Below are 22,229 nucleotides of genomic sequence, written 5' to 3'. Positions count from 1 at the left end.
GTCAGCCAGGTCCGGGACGGGTGTCCTCGAACATGGGCGATTCCACCCACCGCACGGTCGCCGGTTGGGTGCGCGTGTTGAGGAACTCGGCCAGGGCGGCGTACATCGTCTCCAGGCCGACTTCGGCGCCTGCGGGCAGTCTGGTGTCATGCGTGCCGCCCAGGTGGTAGGTCTTCCACTCGGCATTGAGTCCGTCCACGGGGACCTTGACGACGCCGGGCTCGCTCCAGACCAGCGCGCCGCGTCCGGTCCCGGGGTCGAATCCGACGTCCAGCGTCGGCGCGGGATGGCGGAGGTCGTCGGTCGGGCCGGATGCCAGGCTCCACAGGCAGGGCACCTCGGAACCCTCGGCTTGCACCGCACGCAGCTCGGCAACCAGGTCGGTCCCCGATGGCAGCGTATCGATCCGAAGGAATCCGCTGTCAAGGATCACCGCTCTGTCCCGTCTCCATGTCCGTTGGAATGGCGTACCACTGGAATTGATGACCAGCACGTCAGCCGCTTCCCGTGACAGGCGCCACCATGCCAACTTTCATCCGTGGGGTACAGCATCGCCGCAGCCCCACCCGACGAACGTGGCTTAGCGCCTCCCGCTCAGGGCGGCGAGGGTGTGGTGCAGGGCCGCGAGTTCGACGTCGTCGGGGACTTCGGCTCGGACGGCCAGGGCGGATTCCAGGTGGATGCGGGCGGCGGTGTGGTCGCCGACGGCCAGGTGGGCTCGGCTGAGTTCGCCGAGGGTGGCGGCTTCGCCGTGGCGGTCGCCGACGGCGCGGCTGGCGGTGAGGGCGGCGTCGAAGTGGGCGGCGGCGGTGCGGGGGTCGCCGAGGTCGAGGTGGACTCGGCCCGCGTCCAGGAGGCACTCCGACTCCAGCCAGCGGTCGCCCAGGGTGCGGCTGATCTCCACGGCGCGGTCGATGTCGGCCAGGGCCTTGGTGTGCTCGCCCAGGTGGCGGCGGGCCTCGCCGAGGGTGTCCAGGGTGGCCGCGGCGAAGCGGTCGTGGCCCAGGTCGGTGAAGGTGGCCAGGGCGGCGGTCAGCGGGGGCAGGCCGAGGTCGGCGCGGCCCATGCGGACGAAGGTGTGGCCGAGGTTGCGCTGGGACAGCGCCTCGCCCAGGCGGTGGCCCGCGGCGGCGCAGCACGCGACGGCGGTGCGGTGGGCGGCGACCGCCTCGTCGAAGCGGCGCAGTTCGGCGTAGGCGTTGGCGATGTTGTTGCAGACGTGCCCCTCCCCCGCCAGGTCACCCGCGGCGCGGGCGGCGGCCAAAGCCCGCTGGTTGGTCTCCAGCGCCTCGGTGAAGCGCCGGGTCATGAAGTACGCGACGCCCAGCGCGCGCAGCATCTCCCCGCGGGCGCGGGGGTCGGCGGAGGTCTCCGCCGCGGCGGCGCCCTGGCGGCAGAGCTCGACGCGCTGCTGCCAGTGCCCGGTCGCGTCGTGGTAGCTGGTGACCAGGTACGTCAACTGCCAGGCGATGTCCGGGCGGCCGCGGTCGCGGGCCATGCGCACCACGGGCAGCAGGTTGTCGCGCTCGGCGTCGAGGAACGCCAGCGCCGCGTGGCGCTCCGGCGGGAACGGCGCCACGACGTCGACCACCGGGGAGACCACGTCCCGGTTGGGGTCGATCAGCCGGTTCGCGGCGGCGGCCACGCCCAGGTACCAGGTCAGCATCCGGTCCACCGCCGCGGGCAGGTCGCGGTCCTCCGCCGCCCGCGCCGCGGCGAACTCGCGGATCAGGTCGTGCATCCGGTAGCGGTCCCGGCCCGCCCCCACCAGCAGGTGCGCGCCCGCCAGGTCGGCCATCGCCGCGGCGGCCGCGTCGGGCGTGCTCGCGCACAGCGCCGCGCCCAGCCCGGTGGCCATCGTCGCCCCCGGCGCCAGGCCGAGCAGGCGCAGGAACCGCTGGCCGGTCGGGCTCAGCGGCTGGTACGCGCTGGCGAGCACCGCCCGGACCGTCCGCGCGTCCCCCTCCACGGCCAGCCCGTCCAGCCTGCCCGCGCGCTGCAACTCCGCCGCCGACTCGGCCAGCCCGCCGCCGGGCCGGGCCTGCAGGCGCGCGGCCGCGATCCGCAGCGCCAGCGGCATCCCCCCGCACAACCGGGCCAGCCGCGCCGCCGCCCCCGCCTCACGAGCGACCCGCCGCTCACCCAGCACTTTGGACAGCAGCGCCACGGACTCGTTGTGCTCCAACGCGTCCAGCTCGACCAGGCGCACCGCGTGCCGCGTGCCGAGCGCGGCCAAGGTGTGCCTGCTGGTCACCACGAGCAGGCTCGCCCCCGCACCCGGCACCAGCGGCAGCACGTCGTCGACGTTCGCGGCGTTGTCGACCACGATCAGGCAGCGACGCGTGCGCAGCAGCGACCGGTACAGCCCCGCCCGCTCACCGGCGTCGGCCGGGATGCGCTCATCGGGCACCGACAGCGCCCGCAACAGGTGCGCCAACGCGTCCACACCCGTCAGCGCCCGACCCCGGTCCGCCCCGCCGAGGTCCACGAACAGCTGCCCGTCGGGGAAGCGCCCACCCACCCGGTGCGCCCACTGCACCGCCAGCGCGGTCTTGCCCATCCCCGCCGCGCCCGCCACGACCACCACCGGGAGGTCCGCCTCGGACAACACCGCGTCCAAATCGGACAGCTCATCGTCGCGGCCGGTGAAATGCCCGACCACGGCGGGGATCTGGACCGGGCCGACCACCTCCTCGGGCAGCCCCAGCGCCTCGTCACGGCGCAGGATCGCGGTGTGCAGGTCCAGCAGCTCCGGACCGGGGTCCACCCCGAACTCCTCGGCCAGCCCGCGCCGCAGCGCCGCGAACGCCGAGAGCGCGTCGGTGTGCCTGCCACAGCGGTGCAGGGCCAGCATGTACAGCCCGGCCAGCCGCTCCCGCAGCGGCTGCGCGGCCAGCAGCCGGGGCAGCTCGCGCACCGCGTCCTCGTGCGCGCCGAGCCGCAGCTCGGCGTCCCACAGGTCCTCCAGCGCGCCCAGCCGCTGCTCACCCAGGTCGGCGACCTCACGCTCACCCCAGCCGCCCAGGGCCGTGTCCGCGAAGGGCTCACCACGCCAGAGCCCGACCGCGGCCCGCAGCAGCGGCGCCGCGCGCTCGGGGGCCCCACCCGCCAGGTGGGCGCGCGCCGTCCGCACGGCCGCGGCGAAGCGGTGCGCGTCGACGGCGTCGAGATCGACCTCCAGCAGGTACCCCGGGTCGCGGGTCCGCACGATGGGCCCGAACCCGCAGGCGGCCAGCGCCGTGCGAATACGGGCGATGTGGCTGTGCAGCGTCTTCACCGCCGTGCGCGGCGGCGACTCCCCCCACAGGACGTCCACCAGCCGCGACGCGGGCAGCACGGTCCCGGCGTGCAGGGCCAGCACCCCGACCAGCGCGCGCTGGCGCGGCCCGTGCAGCTCCGCCGGACCGCCGGGGCCAATCGCCTCGACCGGGCCCAGGACACCGAGCCTGCCCCCTCCGGTCACCCCAGCCTCCGCGTCCGCGCCGCCGCTCACCGAGCGTATCCAGCACCGAGGCCGGGCAAATCGGCCAACCGGGTCGCTCCCGCTGCTCCGCTCAGCCGAGCAGCCGCGTGACCGCCCGACGCAGTATCTCCACCTCAGAGCCCGTCGGCGCGCGATCGGCGCGCAGGATCCGCCGGGTCATGCCGTACGGCAGGTCGACCACGGCCACGACGACGTCGGCCACCGGCAGCCCGAGGTCGCCTGCGAAGGCGGCGACGGCGGCCTCGGCGCGGGCGTTGTTCGCCGCGGCCCGCTCGGCCAGCTCCGCGGACACCTCCCCGCGCAGCAGGTCCGACAACGCGTGGCGCAGCAGCAGCGCGCCGTCGGCGGGGTGCTCACCGCTCCAGGTCAGCACCCGCACGGCCGCGGCCGTCGCGTCCCCGGCGGCGAGGTACGCCTCCAGGAACCGGTCCTGGGCCCGCAGCCAGGCCGCGGCGAGCAGGTCGTCGCGGCGGGGGAAGCGGTGGTAGATCGACCCGCTCGGCGCGCCGAGGGCCTGGGCGACGGCCCTGGCGGAGGCGGCGGCGGGCCCGCCGTCGAGGACGAGCGCGCGGGCGGCGTCGAGCATGGCGTCGCGGGTGTGCTTGACCGGGTTCGGCACGAAGTAGAGAGTACTCTCCACTCAACTAGAGAACATTCTCCAGAAGGATGTGCCGTGATCACCAACGAGCACCACAGGACCGTGGCCGACGGCGCGGGAGCACTGATCGACACCCTGGCAGGCCCCGACGACCAGCTCTGGCCCCACACGACCTGGCCGAGGATGCGCTTCGACCGCCCCCTGGCCGTCGGCGCGCGCGGCGGACACGGCCCGGTCGGCTACGTCATCGAGGAATACGAGCCCAGCACCCGCGTCCGCTTCCGGTTCACCGCGCCACGCGGCTTCCACGGCTACCACGAGTTCACCGCGCACGGCCCCGAACTGCGGCACAGCCTCGTCATGCGCACCACCGGCACAGCCCGGCTCACGTGGCCCCTGCTGTTCCGCCCCCTGCACGACGCGCTCGTCGAGGACGCGCTCGACCGCGCCTGCGCGGCACTGGGCGTGGCACACACGCCTGCCCGCTGGTCGCCGTACGTGCGGCTGCTGCGGATGAGCAGCCGCGCGCCCGTCAGGTCACCTCGACCGAGGTGACCTTCCCGCTGTCCCGACTGGGCGTGCGCGCCCGGCCCTGCCACAGCGTGATCCCCAGCGCGAGCAAGGCCAGCAGCACGTACGAATCACCGATCACGTGCTGGTACCAAGTCCAGGTGTACTCGGTGTTGCTGCCCCGCGTCAGGTGCAGGTGCGGGCCGATGAGGAACACCGTCAAGACCACCACACCCAGCGCCACCCACAGCCGGTGGCGCACCGCGTGCACGGCAATCACGATCAGCGCGGGCACGATGAACACCCAGTGGTGCGACCACGCCGTCGGCGCGATCAGCACAGCCAACGCGCCGTTGACCACCAACGCCGTCGGCGCGTCCACCCGGACGATCAACAGCACCGCCACCGCGACCGCCACCCCGACCAGGCCCACCCACAGCCCCGTCTGCACCGACTCCGGGATCTCATCGATCCGCCGCAGGGCGGCCAGGATCGTCTGGTTCGTGCCGAACGGCGTCCCACTCACCCCCGAGGTGGGACCGGCGCCGGAAAGCCAGTAGTCCATCGACGGCTTCCAGGCGACCAGGAACCCCACCACCACCCACCCCGCCGCGCTGAGCACCGTCACCAGCGCGGCCCGGAAATCCCGGCGCAGGAGGAAGAACAGGATGAACACCACCGGCGTGAGCTTCAGCGCGAACGCCAGACCCACCAGCATCCCCCGCGGCCAGCGCGGCTTGCGGGCCAGGCAGTCCACGGTCACCAGCGCCATCAGCCACAGGTTGATCTGGCCGAACGTCAGCGTCTCGCTCACCGGCTCCAGCAGCAGCGTCACCGGCAGGATCAACGCGGTGACCAGCACCCGCTCCGCCGTGGTCGCCCGCGGCCAGCAGCGCCCGATCACGACGAAGGCGGTGACCGCGATCGCCAGCACCGACAGCGCCGTGGTGATCACCTTCGACACGAACAGCGGCACCGCCGTCAGCGGCACGAACACCAGCAGCGACGGCGGCGGGTACAGATACGGCAGCCCGACACCCAGCGAGGTCTGCGGCATCGGCCCGTACGGGTCGGCACCGGACATCCACGCCTCAACACCGAAGCGGTAGACCTGCAGGTCAATGAGGTGGTAGCCGCTCAGGACCGACCACAGCACCCCGCCGGAGGCCAGCGCCAGCACCGCCAGCACCACACCCCGCACGACCATGGACGCCGTCGCCCACCACTTCCGCACGGCCCCAACACCGGACCGCACCGCTGTCGATACCCCCACCGGGCTACCCAATCTCTCCGGGTGGCCGGGGCCTGTCCGAGCCGCTCCTGGCCACAGCCTGTCCCACTTGGACACGACCACTCCCCCGCACCGGGGCGTCACGCAGCGCCGGAAAGCGCTCACGATCGGGTGGATGTTACCGGATCAGTCGGCGGGAACCGAGCGGGGCAGCGGCATCACCAGGGAACAGACCTGGGACAACTGGGTCGGGAACTGCGCGGTCACCGCTTTCCACGCCGCCCGTAACGAGACGTCCTCGGCCAGCACCATCAGCGGCCCCCGGCCCCAGTGCGTGGCCACGACCGTGCCGACCCGGTCGGACTCCCCCGGCGCGGGCGCCCCGCCGGGCAGGAACTCGATGGTCAGCGACGCGTTCGTGCCGGTGACGTCGTCGGTCACCCCCACCATGGCCGCGTGGTAAGCGCGCTGGGAATTGCGCAGCGGCACGTCCACGGGCAAAGGGCACGCCGGGTAGGCCGTGTTGTAGGCCGCGACGGAGGTGAACCGTCGCAGCATGTCGTCAATGGCCATGTGTTCTCCCGGGGTGCGCTCGATCAAGGCCGAACCATACCGCCAGGCCAGAGCCGGTATGCGCGGGTTGGCCGTTTGCTGCCGAACGCCCGTGCGCACTGCTCCGGTCAGCGGGTCAGCACCGGCAGGGACTCCACTCCGTAGACGATGGACTGCTGGCGGAACGGCAGGGTGGAGATGTCGCTCGCCATGCGCAGCCGCGGGAACCGGCGGACCAGGGCGGGATAGGCGGCGCGCAGCTCCATGCGGGCCAGCTCGGCGCCGATGCAGCGGTGGGCGCCGTGGCCGAAGGCCACGTGCGACGTGGGCTTGCGGGTGCGGTCGAAACCGGGGCCGCCGGGCACGAGGACGGGGTCGCGGTCGGCGGCGTTGAGGCTCACCACGACGACGTCACCAGCGCTGATGGCGACGTCGGCGACCTCGACGTCCTGCCGGGCGAAGCGCGGGAAGGCGACCTGCACGACGGTCAGGTAGCGCAGCAGCTCATCGACGAACGGGGAGACCGCGGCGTCGTCGTCGCGGACCATGGCGAAGGACTCCGGGTCGCGCAGCAGGACGATCGCGCCCAGGGCGAGCATGCTGGCCGTGGTCTCGAAACCACCGGTGAGCACGCCGTCGGCCAGCCCCGCCAGCTCCGTGTCGGAGACGTCGTCGCCGTGCTCGCGGATGAGGGCGCCCAGCAGGCCGTCGCCGGGATCGCGGCGCTGCTTGCGGACGACATCGGTCAGGTACTCCAGGGACTCCGAGATCGCGCCGAGGGAGGCGGTGGCGCCGCTGAACAGGTCGAAGCGCGCCACGCTGAGGTGCTGGAAGTCGGCCCGGTCGGCGTAGGGGACGCCGAGCAGCTCGCAGATGGTCAGCGACGGGATGGGCAGGGCGAACTCGGTGACCAGGTCCACCGGGCCGTCGACCCGGGACATGTTGTCCAGGCACTCGGTGACGATCTCGTCGATGCGCGGGGTCAGCCGGGCGAGCCTGCGCATCGTGAACTCGGGGGTCAGCAGCTTGCGCAGCCGGGTGTGCCCCGGCGGGTCGGCGAAGCCCAGGCCGCCGGGGTTGGTGAGGTCGACGTCGCCGAGGTGGCCCGCGAGATGGGTGAAGTCGTTGCTGAAGGCGCCCGTGTCCGAGAGGACCTGCTTGGCGTTCTCATAGCCGGTGACCAGCCACACGTTCACCGGGAACGGGATCTCCAGCTTCGTGACCGGGGCCTGCGCGCGCAGCGCCTCGGCCTCCGCGGCGGGTTCGAGGCCGTCGCGGCGCAGCGGGACGAGGGCGCTCTCGGGCAGCAGCCGGGACAGGTCCAGGCCCTTGCGGGCGGCACGGGTGAGGTACCAGCGCATCAGCCTGGACTTGATCCGCGCGCCCATGCCGCGGACCTCAGTGGTGGTTCTGCGCAATGTCGTCTTCATGTGTGTGCGACCCCCCGGCCGAGCCCCGCCCACTCGTGCTCGCGCGCAGGTGCGGGGTGTGCCCGACGCGGTGGGTCCGATAACGCCTCGCGGTCAGCCTAGGCGACCTGCCCGGCGAGGGGCACGGGGGTGGACCCGTCACCTGGCCGGTACCGGACGCCGGTCCGGATGCCCACCACTGTCCCAGAAGGACGCAGGCAGGGGCGGATCTGGCTTCGTGGCAGCATTTTCGGGCAAGCACGGCCACCCGGCGAGCACGGTCCGCGACGACCTGGTGACTGACCGTCGGATACAACCGAGGACCTCTCCCTTCCTGGCGTTTTTGATCTTGAAACTGTTGGAGGGGTGGATTGTGACGGATGACCGGTGGACCGGATTGCTGCCGTACGTCGTACGCAGCTGCCACCCACCTTGCTTACGCAACCTCCGTTATCTTGATAGTGGAAAGTGAATATTGCAGCCCTTGAAGTTGGTTTAAGGGACAGCCGTGAGGACGCCGGGCGTGGTGGCGCCCGGCCGGAACAGGGGTTATGCGCTAACCGACGGTCGTGCCCACCGGCATTCCGGTGACCGGCTCACCGCGGGCCATGGACCAGGCGGTGGCCATCGCCGCCGCGGCGGGCGGGTACGCCAACTCGCCCAGCCCGCCGATCCGGGCGCCGGAGTCCACCGCGATGACCTCGATGTCCGGCGCCTGGTCGATGCGGGGCCACGCGTAGTCCCGGAACGACGACTCGACCACCGCGCCCGAGCGGACGGTGATCTGCGCGCCGAACACCGTCGAGACGGCGTCGAGGACGCAGCCCTCCACCTGGGCGCGCAGCCCGGAGGGGTGCAGCGTGGTCCCCACGTCGACGGCGGCCACCACGCGGGTGGGCGTGCCCGAGCGGTCCGCCTCGACCACGATCGCGCACGCGGAGCCGTAGTCCAGGGCGCACGCCGCGGCGCGGGACCGGCCACGGCGTGGCCGCAGGCGGGCCGACGCCGCCGCCAGCACGGGTCGCAGCCTGGACTCCGCGGGCAGCAGGCGCAGGCGGTAGTCGACCTGGTCGGCGCCCGCCCGCGCGGCCAGGGCGCCGAGGAAGCACTCCTCGGCGTACCCGAACTGCCCGGCGTACACCGACCGCCAGAAGCCGCTGCGCAGCGGCGCGGGCAGCAGCCCGACGCGCACGTCCCCGGCGACGTCGTACGGGTAGTGGTCGCCGATGAGCTTGACCAGGTTCGGCGGGAAGAACGGCAGGACGTTCAGCGGCCAGGTCGCCAGGTCGTGCGCGCGCCACGTCGGCAGGCCGTGGCCGTCGACCACGGCGGAGAGCCGGTGGACCGACAGCGGGCGGTAGGAGTCGTGGCGGATGTCGTCGTCGCGGGTCCACACCACCTGCACCGGCACGCCGACGGCGCGCGAACATGCCACCGCCTCCAGGACGAAGTCGCTCTCGAAACGCCTGCCGAACGCGCCGCCTGCCAGGGTCGGCTCGACCCGCACGGCGCCGGGGTCCAGGCCCAGCGCGGCGGCGACCTGGTCGCGGTGGCCGCCGGGGTCCTGGGTGGGCAGCCAGAGGGTGGCGCCGTCGGGGCGCACGTGCGCGGTGGCGTTCATCGGCTCCATCGGCGCGTGCGCGAGCATCGGCAGCCGGTAGGTCGCGGTGTGCGCGACCGGGCCGGGCACGGCGGCGGCGAGGTCGTCCAGCCAGACCCGGCTGTCGGCGTCCGGGGTGCCGCCGGTCCAGGTGGCCCGGAGCGCGGCCCGGCCGCGCAGGGCGGCCGCGGTGCCGCGCGCGACGACGGCGACCCCGCCCTGCACGCCAGTCGCCGGGTCGAGCCGAACCACGGCGACCACGCCCGCCACCGCGCGGGCCGCGCTCTCGTCCACTGTGCCCAGTCGCGCCCCGATCCACGGCGGGCGCAGCACCGCGGCGACGTGGCGGTCGGGGACGCGGACGTCGATGCCGTAGCGGGCGCGGCCGGTGACGATGTCGCGGGCGTCGACGCGTCCGCCGGAGCGCCCCAGGACGCGCCAGTCCCGCTGCGGGACCAGGGTGACGGGCACGGTCCCGGGGTCGAGCGCGGCGGCGGCGTCGACCAGGTCGGCGTAGCGCAGCCTGCCGTGGCGCGGGTGGTGCACGGCGCCGTCGCGGGCCCGGCAGTCACCGGCGGGCACACCCCACCGCCGCGCGGCGGCCGCCACGAGCAGGCAGCGCGCGGTGGCCGCGGCGGTCCGCACGGGTTCGGTCATGTCCCGGACCGACCGCGACCCGGCCACCATCTGCGAGCCGTAGCGCGGGGTGTCGCCGGGCGCCTGGGCGAACCGCAGGTCGTCCACCTTGACCGCGAGTTCCTCGGCCACGAGCATCGCGGTCACCGTCCGCACGCCCTGGCCGGTGTCCGGGCGCGGGATGGTCAGGGTGATGCCGCCGCCGGAATCCAGTCGCAGCAGGACATTCGGCTCCCACTCCCCCGTCTCGGGAGTCTCGGGCGTCTCGGCGGAGACCGGCAGCGGCACGCCGACGACGAGCGCGCCGAGCCCGGCGCTGACGAGGAACCCGCGCCGTCCGATCACGCGCCACCGTCCCTGGCCAGCCGGGCCGCGCGGCGCACGGCGGCGCGGACGCGGGTGTAAGTGCCGCAGCGGCACACGTTGTCGCGCAGGGCGGCATCGATCGCCGCGTCGTCGGGATCGGGGTCGGCGGCCAGCAGGGCCACCGCGGACATGATCTGCCCCGGCTGGCAGTAGCCGCACTGGGCGACGTCGAGGTCGACCCAGGCCCGCTGCACCGGGTGGCTGCCGTCGGCCGACAGCCCCTCGATGGTCGTGATCTCCGCGCCCACCGACTCCGCGACCGTCCGCACGCAGGGCCGCGCCGCTTCACCATCCACAATGGATACGCAGGCGCCGCACGCCCCCACGCCGCAGCCGTACTTGGTCCCGGTGAAGCCCAGATCGTCGCGCAGGGCCCACAGCAGCGGCGTGTCCCCCGGGACATCGACGTCGCTGTCCTCCCCGTTGACCCGAAGGCGGTACGCGGCCACTGGCATCTCCCCCTGATCGCCGTCGGTAATCCTCATACTGCCCACAGCGACGTCCGGGCGCCAGATCCCCGGAGCGCTGGTAATTTTCGACACCGTCAGCATCGCGTCAAGAGGGATGTCGCCGCGGCGGCCCGTCGGATAGACCTCGCAGGGCAGACGCGGGCAAGGGAACAGGAACTCACTCGATGGGCACGTCATGACCGTGCGCGGCTGGCTGGCGCGGTCTCTGCGCCACCCGGCACGCCTGGTGGTCGCCGGGTTCGGCGCGGCCACCGTTGTCGGCACCGGGCTGCTGGCGCTGCCCGCGGCGCACGAGCTCGGGGCGGGCACCGGCTTCATCGAGGCGCTGTTCACCGCGACGTCGGCGGTGTGCGTGACCGGGCTCGCCGTGGTGGACACCGCCGCGCACTGGTCGCTGTTCGGGGAGCTGGTCATCCTGGGGCTCATCCAGGTCGGCGGGCTCGGGATCATGACCCTGGCCTCGCTGCTCGGGCTGCTCGTCGCGCGCAGGCTGGGGCTGCGCCTGCAGCTCAGCGCGCAGGCGGAGACCAAGTCCCTCGGGCTCGGCGAGGTCCGCGCGGTCGTGCGGGGCATCATCCTGGTCAGCCTGGCGGTCGAGTCGGTGACCGCCGCGGTGCTGGCCGTCCGGTTCGCCACCGGGTACGGCATGGGGTGGGGGCGGGCGCTGTACGAGGGCGTCTTCCACGCGGTCTCGGCGTTCAACAACGCGGGCTTCGCCCTCTACGCCGACAGCCTCACCCCGTTCGCCACCGACGCCTGGGTCATCGCCCCGGTGACCGCCGCGCTGGTCATCGGCGGGCTGGGGTTCCCGGTGGTCTTCGAGCTGGCCCGGCGGGTGCGCGGGCGGCAGCGCCGCTGGTCGCTGCACGCCAAGATCACCCTGCTCGCCTACGGCGCGCTCACCGCTGTCGGCGTCGTCGGGGTCATCGCCGTCGAGTGGGGCAACCCGGCCACCCTCGGCGGGCTGGGCGTGGCGGGCAAGCTGCTCGTCGGCGGGTTCCACGGGATCACCCCGCGCACCGCGGGGTTCAACTCCCTCGACGTCGGCGAGATGTCGCCCGCCGCGCTGCTGCTGACCGACGTGCTGATGTTCATCGGCGGCGGCAGCGCGGGCACCGCGGGCGGCATCAAGGTCACCACCTTCGCGCTGCTGGCCTTCGTCATCGTCGCCGAGATCCGCGGCGAGCCCACCGTGCACGTGCTGGGCAGGCGGCTCTCCGCCCAGGTCCAGCGCCAGGCGCTGACCGTGGCGCTGCTGAGCGTCGGCGCGGTCATGACCGCCACCCTCACCCTGCTGCTGCTCACCGGGTTCCCCCTGGACGCGGTGCTGTTCGAGGTGGTCTCGGCGTTCGGCACCGTCGGGCTGTCCACCGGTATCACCGCCGAGCTGCCCGCCGCCGGGCAGCTGGTGCTCGTCGCGCTGATGTTCCTGGGCCGCCTCGGCCCGATCACCCTGGCCTCGGCGCTGGCGCTGCGTGAGCGCGCCCGCCGCTACGAACTACCTGAGGAGCGACCCATCGTTGGCTAGGACCACTTCCCGCGCGATCGTCATCGGGCTGGGCCGCTTCGGCGGCTCGCTGGCCACCGAGCTGGCCGCCCACGGCACCGAGGTCCTCGGCATCGACGAGAACCCGGCCACCGTGCAGCGCTTCGCCGACGTCCTGAGCCACAGCGCGGTCGCCGACACGACCGACGAGGACGCCCTGCGCCAGCTCGGCGTGCCCGACTACCCGCGCGCCGTCGTCGCCATCGGCTCCGACCTCGAGGCCAGCATCCTCACCACCACGCTGCTGACCGACTTCGAGATCCCGGCGATCTGGGCCAAGGCCACCAGCCGCCAGCACGGCCGCATCCTGCGCCGCATCGGCGCCCACCATGTCGTGCTGCCCGAGCACGACATGGGTGAGCGCGTCGCCCACCTCGTCACCGGGCGGATGCTCGACTTCATCGAGTTCGACGACGACTACGCCATGGTCAAGACCCTCGCCCCCGCCAGGGCCGTCGGCGTCGCCCTGGGCCAGAGCCACCTGCGCACCAAGCACGGCGTCACCGTCGTGGCGATCAAACGCCCCGGCCAGGGCTTCACCTACGCCGCCGCCGACACCGTCCTCGCCCACGACGACGTCCTGATCGTCGCGGGCACCACCGCCCAGGTCGAGCGCTTCGCCGACCTGACCTGAGGGCTGGTGCTAGGGGCTCGGGTCGTAGGCGGAGCGGCCGTACCAGGTCAGGGCGGCGCGCAGCTCGCGGACCTCCCGGTCCCGGGTGGCGGCGCGCCGGTCGTGGCCGATGGGGAAGACCTTGTAGCCGCCGTGGTGGTCGGGCTTGCCCGGGAGCGCGGCGGGGTCGCGCGGCCACACCACCAGCCACGCCCGGCTCTTGTCCTCCACGACCCGCACCCGCGCGACCCGTGACCACTTCAGCGTCGTCACCGTCGCCCCGCGCCGCCAGGACAACCCGCCCGCGGTGACCTCGGCGGCCCGCCGCCGGACGACCGCCTGCCCGGCGCGCCGCAGCGCGACCAGCGCCAGGAGCACCGCGAGGACGAACACGATCAGCGCGATGGCGGGCTGGCCGGTCTTGCCCGCCTCGGCGGCGGCCGCGAGCAGCAGCACCGCTCCCCCGGCGCCCACCCCGGCCGCGACCACGTACGGGCCGCGGGCGGTGGCGAACACGGCCTGGTTGCCGCCGCCCTGGGGTTTCGGGGTGACCTCGGCCTTGCCCCTGGTGTTCGGAGCGGCCTTGGCCTTGCCCTTGGTGGCCGGAGCGGCCTTGCCCTTGGTCCGCGGGGTGGTCTTGGCCCGGCGCTCGGGAGCGTTCTTGGGGCGTTCGCCCTCGCTCATGGCCTCCCTGGCCTGCTCGACCAGCCGGTTCACCCGCTCGGCCAGCTGCTCGGCGGGCTTGGGCGCGGGTGCGGCCGCGGGCGCCTGCTGGACCCAGCCCAGCGCCTTGGCCCACCAGCGCGACAGCCCAGCCCGCACGGCCACTGATGAAATGCCAGGCGAACTGGCAGGCGAACCGACAGGCGGAGCCATCGGGCCGGACGCCGACGTCGAGGGCGCGGCCGGGACGGCGGAGCGCGCGTCCTTGCCGGGCAGCGGTCCGGCGGACGCGGCTTGGCCAGGCAGGGGCGCGGCGGGTGGGGCGTGGCCGGGCGCGGGGGCGTGAGCCTGCGGATGGTCCGCGAGAGGCGCGGGGAAGCCGGGGGCAGGGGGCGCCTGGGTGTCGGGGGCGGGCTGCCCCTGTTCCTGAACCGCTTGTCCTTGAGCCGCCTGCCCGGCGGCGTCCGTGGCCTTGCGGCCGCGGCGGCGGGACTGCCCGCCGCCCCGGGGTTCGGGGTGCTCGCCGCGCTCCAGCCACCAGCGGACCCGGTCGCTCGGGCCGGCGTAGGGGATGTCCTGCGGCAGGACCCGGGTCGGCGGGCGGGCGGTGACGATCTCGGTGTGCCGCTGGTCGATCAGGGTGCGCACCGCGGGCGGCAGCCACTCCCCCGCCGCGCGCCCGCCCAGCGCGGCCACCAGCTCCGGCGCGCTCGGCCGCAGGGCGGCCTTGCGCTCCAGGCACCGGGACACCAGGTCCCGCAGGTCGTGGGGCACGTCGCGCAGGTCGGGCCGGGTGTGCACGGCGCGGTACAGCAGCGCGGCCGTGTCGCCCTCGCCGAAGGGGTTGCGCCCGGACGCGGCGAAGACGACGACCGCGCCGAAGGCGAACACGTCCGACGCGGGCCCGACCTCGCGGCCCTCGATCTGCTCCGGCGAGAGGTAGCCGGGCGTGCCGACCACCATGCCGGTCGCGGTCAGCCCGTCGCCCTCCAGCGCCTTGGAGATCCCGAAGTCGATCACCCGGGGACCGTCGGCGGCCAGCAGCACGTTGGACGGTTTCAGGTCCCGGTGCACCAGGCCGGCGGCGTGGATGGCGGCCAGCGCCTCGGCGAGACCGGCGGCCAGGCCGCGCACGGCGTCCTGCGGCAGCGCGCCGGTGGAGCGGACCGCCTCGTGCAGGTCGGGGCCGGGCACGTACTCGGTGGCCAGCCACGGTCGCTCCGCGTCGGGGTCGGCGTCGACGACCGCCGCGGTCCAGAAGCCGCCGACCGCGCGGGCCATGGCGATCTCGCGGCGGAACCGCTCGCGGAAGCGGGCGTCCTCGGCGAGGTCCGGGCGCACGACCTTGACCGCCACCAGCCGCCCGCCCGGCGACCGCGCGAGGTGCACCGTGCCCATCGCGCCGCCACCGAGCCGACCGACGATCTGGTAGGCGCCAATCCTGTCAACGAGTTCGGCCATCCCCCGCAATCTACCGAGCGCGCGCCCGCGCCGGGGCGGATAGGGCCCCTACACGGTTGGCGATGGCGGACTTTGGCTCTCCCGGTGAACGCCAGGCACCGGGAGAGCGCCGACCGCGATCAGCGGCCTACACCACCGCCCCGTCCGTGCGGTCGCCCGCGCGGGGCCGCTCGCCCTTGCTCGGGGCGGACCGGCGTGGGAACCGCCGGTCGAGCACGATGGCGGCCGGTCCGGCGGTCACCACCGTCGACAGCGTCCCCGCGATCAGGCCCAGCAGCAGGGCCAGGGCGAAGTCGGCCAGCGAGCCGTCGCCGAGGAACAGCAGCGCGCCGAGGACGAACAGCACCCCGATGCCGGTGTTGACCGTGCGCGGCAGGGTCTGCAGGACCGCGCGGCCGACGACGTCGGCGAACGGGGTCCCGCGGTTCTGCCCGCGCAGCTCGCGCACCCGGTCGAACACGACGACGGAGTCGTTGACCGAGTACCCGATCACGGTCAGCAGCGCGGCCAGGAACACCCCGTCGAACGGCTTCCCGAGCCAGGCGAACGCGCCCACCACGACCAGCACGTCCTGGACCAGCGCGATCACGGTGGCCAGGCCCAGGCGCCAGTCGAACCGGATGGCGAGGTAGGTCAGCTGGGCGAGCACGGCCAGGCCGAGCGCGATGAGCGCCTTGGTGCGCAGCTCGTCGCCGAGGCTGGGCCCGATCTGCTCGTCGCGCACCTGCTCGGCCCCGCCGGATGCCGAGGCGACGGCGTCGCGCACCCGGTCGGCCCCGGCCTGATCGATCGGCTCGGTGCGCACCGACACCGCCGCGTCGCCGGACTCCTGCACGACCGCGCGCGGGAACCCGGCCTCGGCCACCGCGGCCCGCACCCGGTCGACGTCCACCTGCCCGGAGGTGGTGTATTCCAGGACCCGCCCGCCGGTGAACTCGATCCCCAGCGACGGCCCGATGGCGAGCAGGCCGACCAGCGCCAGCCCGACGAGCACGGTCGAGGCGCCCAGCCAGCGCAGCGGCCCGCGCAGGAACCCGGCGTCGCGCTGGTCGACCCAGCGCCGCACCCGGCCCTGGTGGGCCAGCCCGGTCAGCCCGCCGAGGCGCTCGCGCAGACCGGCCATCAGCAGGACCCTGGCCAGCACCAGCGAGGTGAACAGCGCGGCCAGCACGCCGATGGTGAGGGTGACGCCGAAGCCGCGCACGGGCCCGGACGCCAGGCCGAACAGCAGCCCCGCGGCGATCAGGGTGGTGACGTTGGAGTCGATGATCGCCGTCCACGCGCCCGCGTACCCGCGCTCGACGGCCCGGCCCGGCGGCGCGCCGCGTTCCTCCCTGGCGCGCTCGAACACCAGCACCGTGGCGTCGACGGCCATGCCGATGGCGAGGACGAACCCGGCCAGTCCCGGCAGGGTCAGCGTCGCCCCGATGGCGATGAGGCCGCCGTAGGCCACGGCGGCGTAGCCCAGCAGGGCGATGACGGCGAGGAACCCGGCGACGCGGTAGACGACGATCAGGAACAGCGCCGTGAGCGCCAGGCCGATCACCGCGGCCCGCGCGCTGGCGTCGATGGCCTCGGCGCCCAGCGTCGGGCCGACGGTCCGCTGCTCGATGATCTCCACCGGCACCGGCAACGCACCGCCGCTGATCAGCACGGACAGCTCGCGGGCCTCCTCAAGACCGAAAGAGCCGGTGATGCGGGTGTCGTTGCCGATCATCCCGACGTCGCAGCGCACGGACGGGTCGACCTGCGGCGAGGAGATCACGGTGTCGTCCAGGACGATCGCGACCCGCCGTCCCGGGTCGCCCGGCGGCGAGCAGGCCGCCTGCCCGGTCAGCTCCTCCCACTGCCGCGCCGCGGTGGCGTTGAAGTTGATGTTGACCTGGTAGCCTGCGCCACTCGGGTCGTTGCTGAAGGTGGCGCCCTCGACGCCCTCGCCGCTGAACGCGGCGGGCCCGAGGCCGATGGTGGCGCCCTGCTCGTCGGGGGTGGCCTTCCCGTCCGGGGTGAGCGGGTGGAACATCAGCTGCGCGGTGCGGCCGATGACCTCGACGGCCTCGCGCGGGTCCTGCAGTCCGGGCAGCTCGATGAGGATGCGGTTCTCCCCGGAGCGCGCCAGCAGCGGCTCGGCGACGCCGAGGGCGTCCACCCGCCGGCGCAGCACTTCCAGGGCCCGGTCGGTGGCCTTGGCGTCGGCCACGGTCGTCGGGGAGTCGCGGGTCTCCAGGGTGATCTGGGTGCCGCCGCGCAGGTCGAGACCGAGCCGGGGGGCGGTGGTGATGATCAGGTAAACGGCGGCGGCAAGGACGATGAGCGAGACGATTGCCCGCCCGAGCAGTCCGCGCCGCGCAGGGGTGCGCGCCACGAGTTTCCTCTCCAGGGATGTCGACCCGCGCGAGAACGCGGGCACAGGAACGACCTACGGAGCGGAAACCTCGGGCGGCCCGCGCGCGTCGACGCCCGCGGCGAGCACGATCCCGCCGTTGAGCAGCGCGGGCGCGGCGGGCAGGGCGACGAGCGGCAGGTCGGCCCGCCGGGGCGGCCCGGAATCGAGCACCGACGGCAGGACCGGGACCCGGTCGTCCTGGGCGGGCGCGACGACATGGCGCACGAGGACGACGCGGCTGGGCGCGACGGCGTCGACCGACCGCGCGCCGTCGACGAACTCGTCGACGGCCGAGCCGCTCGCTGCGCCACCGAGGACGGCGAGCACGCCGAGCAGCGACAGCAGCGCGGCCATCCCGGCCGCGACACACCGCCGCGGCCACAGCGCCGCCCCAGTCATGCCGACCACCTTACAAACGTATCCCGGGCAGCGGCAGTGGTGGATGGCGGTCTTGCCGGCCACTCAGCGGAAGCGGACCCCGGTCAGCCCATTGATCATCCCCGCTGAGCGCGCAGGCGGGGCCGTTGCCCCTAAGGGTGCGGTTGGCGACGGACTCAGGGTCCACGCCGGATGTGGGCGGGCGGGCGGTGCCCCTAGGTTCTCTGTGTGCCACTCATCGAGACCACCGCGCTGGGAATGCGCTACGACGGCAAGGTGACCGCCCTGGCGGACTTGACGTTGGACATCGAGGCGGGTGTCGTTGGCCTGGTCGGGGTCAACGGCGCGGGGAAGACCACGCTGATCAAGCTCGCGCTGGGGCTGCTCACGCCCACCAGCGGGCAGATCCGCGTGCTCGGCCTCGACCCGATCGCCGACGGGGAGCAGGTCCGCGCCAAGGTCGGGTACATGCCCGAGCACGACTGCCTGCCGCCGGACATGATCGCCGCGGAATTCGTCACCCACATGGCGCGGGTCAGCGGGCTGCCCGCCGCCGCCGCGCGCGAGCGCGCGTCGGAGACGCTGCGGCACGTCGGTCTCTACGAGGAGCGGTACCGCCGGATCGGGGGCTACTCCACCGGCATGAAGCAGCGCGTCAAGCTCGCGCAGGCGCTGGTCCACGACCCCGAGCTGCTGCTGCTCGACGAGCCGACCAACGGCCTCGACCCGGCGGGCAGGCGGGCGATGCTCGACCTGGTGCACCGCATCGGCACCGAGTTCGGCATCTCGGTGGTGGTCTGCTCGCACCTGCTCGGCGAGATCGAGCGGATCTGCACCTCGCTGGTCGCCATCGACGCGGGCACGCTGCTGCGCTCGGCGACGCTGTCGTCGATGACCGAGCACAACGACCTGCTGGTCGTCGAGATCGATGAGGGCGCCGAGCGGCTCGGCGCCGCCCTCACCTCGGCGGGCCTCGACGTGCGCCGGGACAACCGCGTGCTGACCGTGCGCCTCGGCGAGAACGACGGCACGGTCTACGACCTCATCCGGGACGCCGTCGCCGACCTCGACCTCTGCCTGCACCGGCTCGAACGCCAGCGGCACCAGGTCGCCGACCTGTTCCGCGACCGCCCCACCGCGGAGGTGACCCATGTCTGACTCCGGCGTCATCCACGACATCGGCTATCAGCGCTACACCGGGCCGCGGCTCGGTCCGGGCTACTCGGCGCGCTCGCTGTACGTCCACAGTGTCCGCGGCGCGTACGGCATCGGCCGCAGCCCGTGGGCGAAGGTGCTGCCGATCGGGCTGCTCGGCATGGCGAGCATCGCCTCGCTCATCCTGGTGATCATCAACAGCCAGCTGCCCGTGCCGGTGCTCGACTACGTCGGCATCGCCTCCACGTTCACCTTCGCCGCGACGGTGTTCGTCGCCGTGGTGGCGCCCGAGCTGGTGTCGGTCGACCTGCGCACGAACCTGGTGCAGCTGTACCTCTCGCGCCCGATACGCCGCTCGAGCTACGCGCTGACCAAGGTCGCCGCGCTGGCCACCGCGACGTTCCTGCTGTTCGCGATCCCCATGCTGATCATGTTCATCGGCTCGGCCTTCGGCACCGACGACGGCATCCCCGGAATCCTGCAGGAGCTGGGCGGGCTGCTCGTGGGCCTGCTCGCCGCGGTCGTCCACGCCGCGCTGCTGGCCGCGCTGGGCCTGCCGATCGCCTCGCTGTCCGGGCGCCGGGTGTTCGCCACCGGCATGATCATCGGTGTCTTCCTGCTCACGGCCCCGGTCTCGGGCATCCTGCGGGTGCTGGACTCCGGGACGTTCGGCCAGCTGGCCGGGCTGATCGACCCGTCGAGCCTGCTCAACGGCGTCGACCAGTGGCTGTTCGACTCCGACATCAGCCTCGGCCCGATCGGCTACTTCGGGCCGGTCTACGGCCTGGTCACGCTCGCGTTGATCGCACTCGGCACCGCGGCCGCGGTGTGGCGGTACAGGGGGATGAAGTCATGAGCACCGTCGAGCTCGCGGGGGTCTCCCGCTGGTACGGCAACGTGGTCGCGGTCAACGACGTGACCCTGTCGATCGGTCCCGGCCTGACCGGGCTCCTCGGCCCGAACGGCGCGGGGAAGACGACCGTGCTGCACCTGATGGCGGGGCTGATGGCGCCGTCGCAGGGTGAGGTGCTGATCGGTGGCGCAACCGCGTGGCGCAACCCCGCGATGTACCGCGAGCTCGGCCTGGTCACCGAGCGGGAGAGCGTGCCGGGGTTCCTCACCGCGTGGGAGTTCGTCCTGGCGAGCGCGAAGCTGCACAAGCTGCCCGACCCGGTCGCCGCCGCCCGCGCCGCGCTGGACGTCGTCGAGCTGCGCGACGCGCAGGACCGGCGGATCTCCACCTACTCCAAGGGGATGCGCCAGCGCAGCCGGGTCGCCGCCGCCCTGGTGCACGACCCTGGCGTGCTGCTGCTGGACGAGCCGTTCAACGGCATGGACCCCCGCCAGCGGATGCACATGATGGAGCTGCTCGACCGCATGGCGGGCGAGGGCCGGACCATCGTGTTCAGCTCGCACATCCTGGAGGAGGTCGAACAGCTCTCGGGCACCGTGCAGGTGATCGTGGCGGGCCGGCTGGCCGCCTCCGGCGACTACCGCCACATCCGGCGGCTGATGACCAACCGCCCGCACGTGTTCACCATCGCCTCCTCCGACGACCGGCTGCTCGCGACCGCGCTGATGGGCCAGCCGTCGGTCTCCGGCGTCAGCATCGCCGAGGCCGGTCTGCAGGTGCACACCAGCGACTACGGCACCTTCACCCGCGCCCTGGCCAAGCTCGCCAAGGAGCGCGGCATCCGGCTGACCACGATCCTGCCTTCCGACGAGTCCCTCGAGAAGGTCTTCTCCTACCTGGTGACCACATGAACCCGACGATCATCCGCCTCACGGCGAGGGCCCTGCTCGGCCGCAGGCGCGTCCTGCTGCTGCTCCCCATGCCGATCATCCTGATCGGGCTCACCCTGCTCAGCGTCACCAGCGAGGACGAGTACGCCACCCCGGGGGACTGGGGCCCGCTGGTCTTCTCCAACCTCGGCCTCGCCGTCATCCTGCCGCTGACCGCGCTCATCGTCGGCAGCAGCGTCCTCGGCCTGGAGATCGATGACGGCACCATCACCCACCTGCTCACCAAGCCGCTGCCGCGCTCGGAGATCATCCTGTCCAAGCTGGTGGTCGCCTGGCTGGTCACCACCGCCGCCACCGCGGCGCCGCTGGCCGTCGCGGCCCTGATCGCGGGCTCCGGCTCGCTGGCCGTCGGCCTGGTCGTCGGCGCCGCCCTCGCCGCCCTGGCCTACTGCGCCCTGTTCCTCGCCCTGAGCGTGATGACCAAGCGCCCGGTCGCGGTCGGCCTCATCTACATCGTGCTGTGGGAGAACCTGCTGGTCTCCTTCGTCGACGGCGCCCGCGTCTTCAGCATCCGCCAGCACGCCACCGCCATCGCCGACGCGATCGGCGACACCCCGCTGGTCGCGTCCACGCTGTCGGTGCCCACGGCGGTGATCATGGCGTCCGCCTTCGCCGTGGTGGGCACGGTCACCGCCATACGCAGGCTGGGGTCCTTCGCGCTGACCGGCGAGGCGAACTAGTCGGCGCGGTCGTACCGCGGCTTGCCCAGCGTCGCGCCCTTGATGGAGTGGAAGCCCGGGACCGAGGTCATGAGCAGCAGGCCGTCCCAGAGCCGCCCGGCTTCCTCTCCCGTCGGTATGCGGGAGATGACCGGCCCGAAGACGGCGACGCGGTCCATGCCGGGCCCGGACACGGCGACCACCGGCGACCCGGTGTCCTCGCTGACCAGGCCGACCCCCTCGGCGTGGGAGGCGCGGACCGCGTCGTCGTGGTCGGTCGCCGTGCCCGCGGAAACCAGTTCCCCGGGCAGCCCGGCCTCGGCCAGGGCGGTCTCGAAGTTGCCCAGCCAGTCATCGGGGCTGCGGGCCGCCGACCACAGCGCGGCGTAGAACCGGGCGAGCGCGTCGTTGCCGTGCTGTTGGTCGACCGCGGCGCAGATCCGCACGGGAATCCACAGGTAGCCCTCCGGATCACCCTCCGGATCGTCGTCACGGCCCTCGTTGAGCACCGACAGGCTCATCACGTGCCACCGGATCTCCACCGGCCGCACGGTTGTCACCTCCACCAGCCAACGGGAGGTGATCCAGGTGTACGGACAGGACGGGTCGAACCAGATGTCCGCGACCCAGCTGGTGGCCATCGCCCCACTGTAATCGGGTGTGCCGCCTGCGGCCTGAAGGCTCCTGGGGCCGTTGGGCGCATCGCCTG

At 73.5% G+C, this 22,229-nt stretch carries 19 protein-coding genes; 7 read left to right on the top strand and 12 right to left on the bottom strand.

Features of this window, described 5'->3' with window-relative positions; translation table 11 throughout:
• Nucleotide 1: 1 nt before the first annotated feature.
• The 3 genes from ACTG9Q_RS23875 to ACTG9Q_RS23865 all read right to left on the bottom strand — a co-directional run bounded on the left by ACTG9Q_RS23875 (nucleotide 2) and on the right by ACTG9Q_RS23865 (nucleotide 4,124).
• Nucleotides 2-433: an Imm1 family immunity protein gene (locus ACTG9Q_RS23875; protein ID WP_455575110.1), complete on the bottom strand. Its 432-nt coding sequence runs from the start codon at nucleotides 431-433 to the stop codon at nucleotides 2-4.
• Between the two features lie 147 nt (nucleotides 434-580).
• Complete coding sequence (locus ACTG9Q_RS23870) at nucleotides 581-3,493, bottom strand: BTAD domain-containing putative transcriptional regulator (protein WP_455575109.1); 2,913 nt, start codon at nucleotides 3,491-3,493, stop codon at nucleotides 581-583.
• 61 nt (nucleotides 3,494-3,554) lie between these two features.
• Nucleotides 3,555-4,124 (bottom strand): TetR family transcriptional regulator, encoded by a 570-nt coding sequence (locus tag ACTG9Q_RS23865; RefSeq protein ID WP_455575108.1) that lies wholly within the window; start codon nucleotides 4,122-4,124, stop codon nucleotides 3,555-3,557.
• Nucleotides 4,125-4,157: 33 nt separating this feature from the next.
• Between ACTG9Q_RS23865 and ACTG9Q_RS23860 the strand changes: the two genes are divergently transcribed.
• The gene (locus ACTG9Q_RS23860; protein WP_455575107.1) at nucleotides 4,158-4,637 is read left to right on the top strand and encodes an SRPBCC family protein; all 480 of its coding nucleotides are present in this window, start codon (nucleotides 4,158-4,160) and stop codon (nucleotides 4,635-4,637) included.
• Here ACTG9Q_RS23860 and ACTG9Q_RS23855 read toward each other — a convergent pair.
• From ACTG9Q_RS23855 to ACTG9Q_RS23835, 5 genes are all read right to left on the bottom strand, one after another.
• On the bottom strand, nucleotides 4,615-5,826 hold the full coding sequence (locus ACTG9Q_RS23855) for a glycosyltransferase family 87 protein (RefSeq protein WP_455575106.1): 1,212 nt from the start codon (nucleotides 5,824-5,826) through the stop codon (nucleotides 4,615-4,617). The genes ACTG9Q_RS23860 and ACTG9Q_RS23855 overlap by 23 nt on opposite strands.
• A gap of 183 nt (nucleotides 5,827-6,009) precedes the next feature.
• Nucleotides 6,010-6,396 (bottom strand): hypothetical protein, encoded by a 387-nt coding sequence (locus ACTG9Q_RS23850; RefSeq protein WP_455575105.1) that lies wholly within the window; start codon nucleotides 6,394-6,396, stop codon nucleotides 6,010-6,012.
• A 107-nt stretch (nucleotides 6,397-6,503) separates the two neighbouring features.
• On the bottom strand, nucleotides 6,504-7,763 hold the full coding sequence (locus ACTG9Q_RS23845; RefSeq protein ID WP_455575284.1) for a cytochrome P450: 1,260 nt from the start codon (nucleotides 7,761-7,763) through the stop codon (nucleotides 6,504-6,506).
• Nucleotides 7,764-8,340: 577 nt separating this feature from the next.
• Nucleotides 8,341-10,365, bottom strand: a complete 2,025-nt coding sequence (locus tag ACTG9Q_RS23840) for a molybdopterin cofactor-binding domain-containing protein (RefSeq protein WP_455575104.1) — start codon at nucleotides 10,363-10,365, stop codon at nucleotides 8,341-8,343.
• Nucleotides 10,362-10,835: a (2Fe-2S)-binding protein gene (locus ACTG9Q_RS23835; protein ID WP_455575103.1), complete on the bottom strand. Its 474-nt coding sequence runs from the start codon at nucleotides 10,833-10,835 to the stop codon at nucleotides 10,362-10,364. The genes ACTG9Q_RS23840 and ACTG9Q_RS23835 overlap by 4 nt, the downstream gene beginning before the upstream one ends.
• Before the next feature lie 196 nt (nucleotides 10,836-11,031).
• Here ACTG9Q_RS23835 and ACTG9Q_RS23830 point away from each other — a divergent pair, with 196 nt between their 5' ends.
• Complete coding sequence (locus ACTG9Q_RS23830; RefSeq protein ID WP_455575102.1) at nucleotides 11,032-12,384, top strand: TrkH family potassium uptake protein; 1,353 nt, start codon at nucleotides 11,032-11,034, stop codon at nucleotides 12,382-12,384.
• Complete coding sequence (locus ACTG9Q_RS23825) at nucleotides 12,377-13,036, top strand: potassium channel family protein (protein ID WP_455575101.1); 660 nt, start codon at nucleotides 12,377-12,379, stop codon at nucleotides 13,034-13,036. The genes ACTG9Q_RS23830 and ACTG9Q_RS23825 overlap by 8 nt, the downstream gene beginning before the upstream one ends.
• 9 nt (nucleotides 13,037-13,045) lie before the next feature.
• On the opposite strand, the gene ACTG9Q_RS23820 is transcribed toward ACTG9Q_RS23825, so the two are convergent.
• The 3 genes from ACTG9Q_RS23820 to ACTG9Q_RS23810 form a co-directional block, all read right to left on the bottom strand.
• Nucleotides 13,046-15,139, bottom strand: a complete 2,094-nt coding sequence (locus ACTG9Q_RS23820) for a serine/threonine-protein kinase (RefSeq protein ID WP_455575100.1) — start codon at nucleotides 15,137-15,139, stop codon at nucleotides 13,046-13,048.
• 127 nt (nucleotides 15,140-15,266) lie between these two features.
• Entirely contained in the window at nucleotides 15,267-17,504 is a 2,238-nt protein-coding gene (gene secD, locus ACTG9Q_RS23815; RefSeq protein WP_455575099.1) for a protein translocase subunit SecD, read from the bottom strand.
• Between the two features lie 54 nt (nucleotides 17,505-17,558).
• On the bottom strand, nucleotides 17,559-17,924 hold the full coding sequence (locus ACTG9Q_RS23810; protein ID WP_455575098.1) for a hypothetical protein: 366 nt from the start codon (nucleotides 17,922-17,924) through the stop codon (nucleotides 17,559-17,561).
• A gap of 207 nt (nucleotides 17,925-18,131) precedes the next feature.
• Here ACTG9Q_RS23810 and ACTG9Q_RS23805 point away from each other — a divergent pair, with 207 nt between their 5' ends.
• From ACTG9Q_RS23805 to ACTG9Q_RS23790, 4 genes are read left to right on the top strand one after another with little or no spacing between them, the layout of a single operon-like run.
• The gene (locus ACTG9Q_RS23805; protein WP_455575097.1) at nucleotides 18,132-19,061 is read left to right on the top strand and encodes an ABC transporter ATP-binding protein; all 930 of its coding nucleotides are present in this window, start codon (nucleotides 18,132-18,134) and stop codon (nucleotides 19,059-19,061) included.
• Nucleotides 19,054-19,914, top strand: a complete 861-nt coding sequence (locus tag ACTG9Q_RS23800; RefSeq protein WP_455575096.1) for a hypothetical protein — start codon at nucleotides 19,054-19,056, stop codon at nucleotides 19,912-19,914. The genes ACTG9Q_RS23805 and ACTG9Q_RS23800 overlap by 8 nt, the downstream gene beginning before the upstream one ends.
• Entirely contained in the window at nucleotides 19,911-20,822 is a 912-nt protein-coding gene (locus ACTG9Q_RS23795) for an ABC transporter ATP-binding protein (RefSeq protein ID WP_455575095.1), read from the top strand. Before ACTG9Q_RS23800 ends, ACTG9Q_RS23795 begins: the two co-directional genes overlap by 4 nt.
• Nucleotides 20,819-21,541 (top strand): ABC transporter permease subunit, encoded by a 723-nt coding sequence (locus ACTG9Q_RS23790; protein ID WP_455575094.1) that lies wholly within the window; start codon nucleotides 20,819-20,821, stop codon nucleotides 21,539-21,541. Before ACTG9Q_RS23795 ends, ACTG9Q_RS23790 begins: the two co-directional genes overlap by 4 nt.
• On the opposite strand, the gene ACTG9Q_RS23785 is transcribed toward ACTG9Q_RS23790, so the two are convergent.
• On the bottom strand, nucleotides 21,538-22,161 hold the full coding sequence (locus ACTG9Q_RS23785; RefSeq protein WP_455575093.1) for a mycothiol-dependent nitroreductase Rv2466c family protein: 624 nt from the start codon (nucleotides 22,159-22,161) through the stop codon (nucleotides 21,538-21,540). The genes ACTG9Q_RS23790 and ACTG9Q_RS23785 overlap by 4 nt on opposite strands.
• Nucleotides 22,162-22,229: the final 68 nt, after the last annotated feature.

Source organism: Actinokineospora lacus, assembly GCF_053813445.1.
Note: the sequence above shows the minus strand (reverse complement) of the source record. Positions and strands in the feature narration are given on the sequence as shown.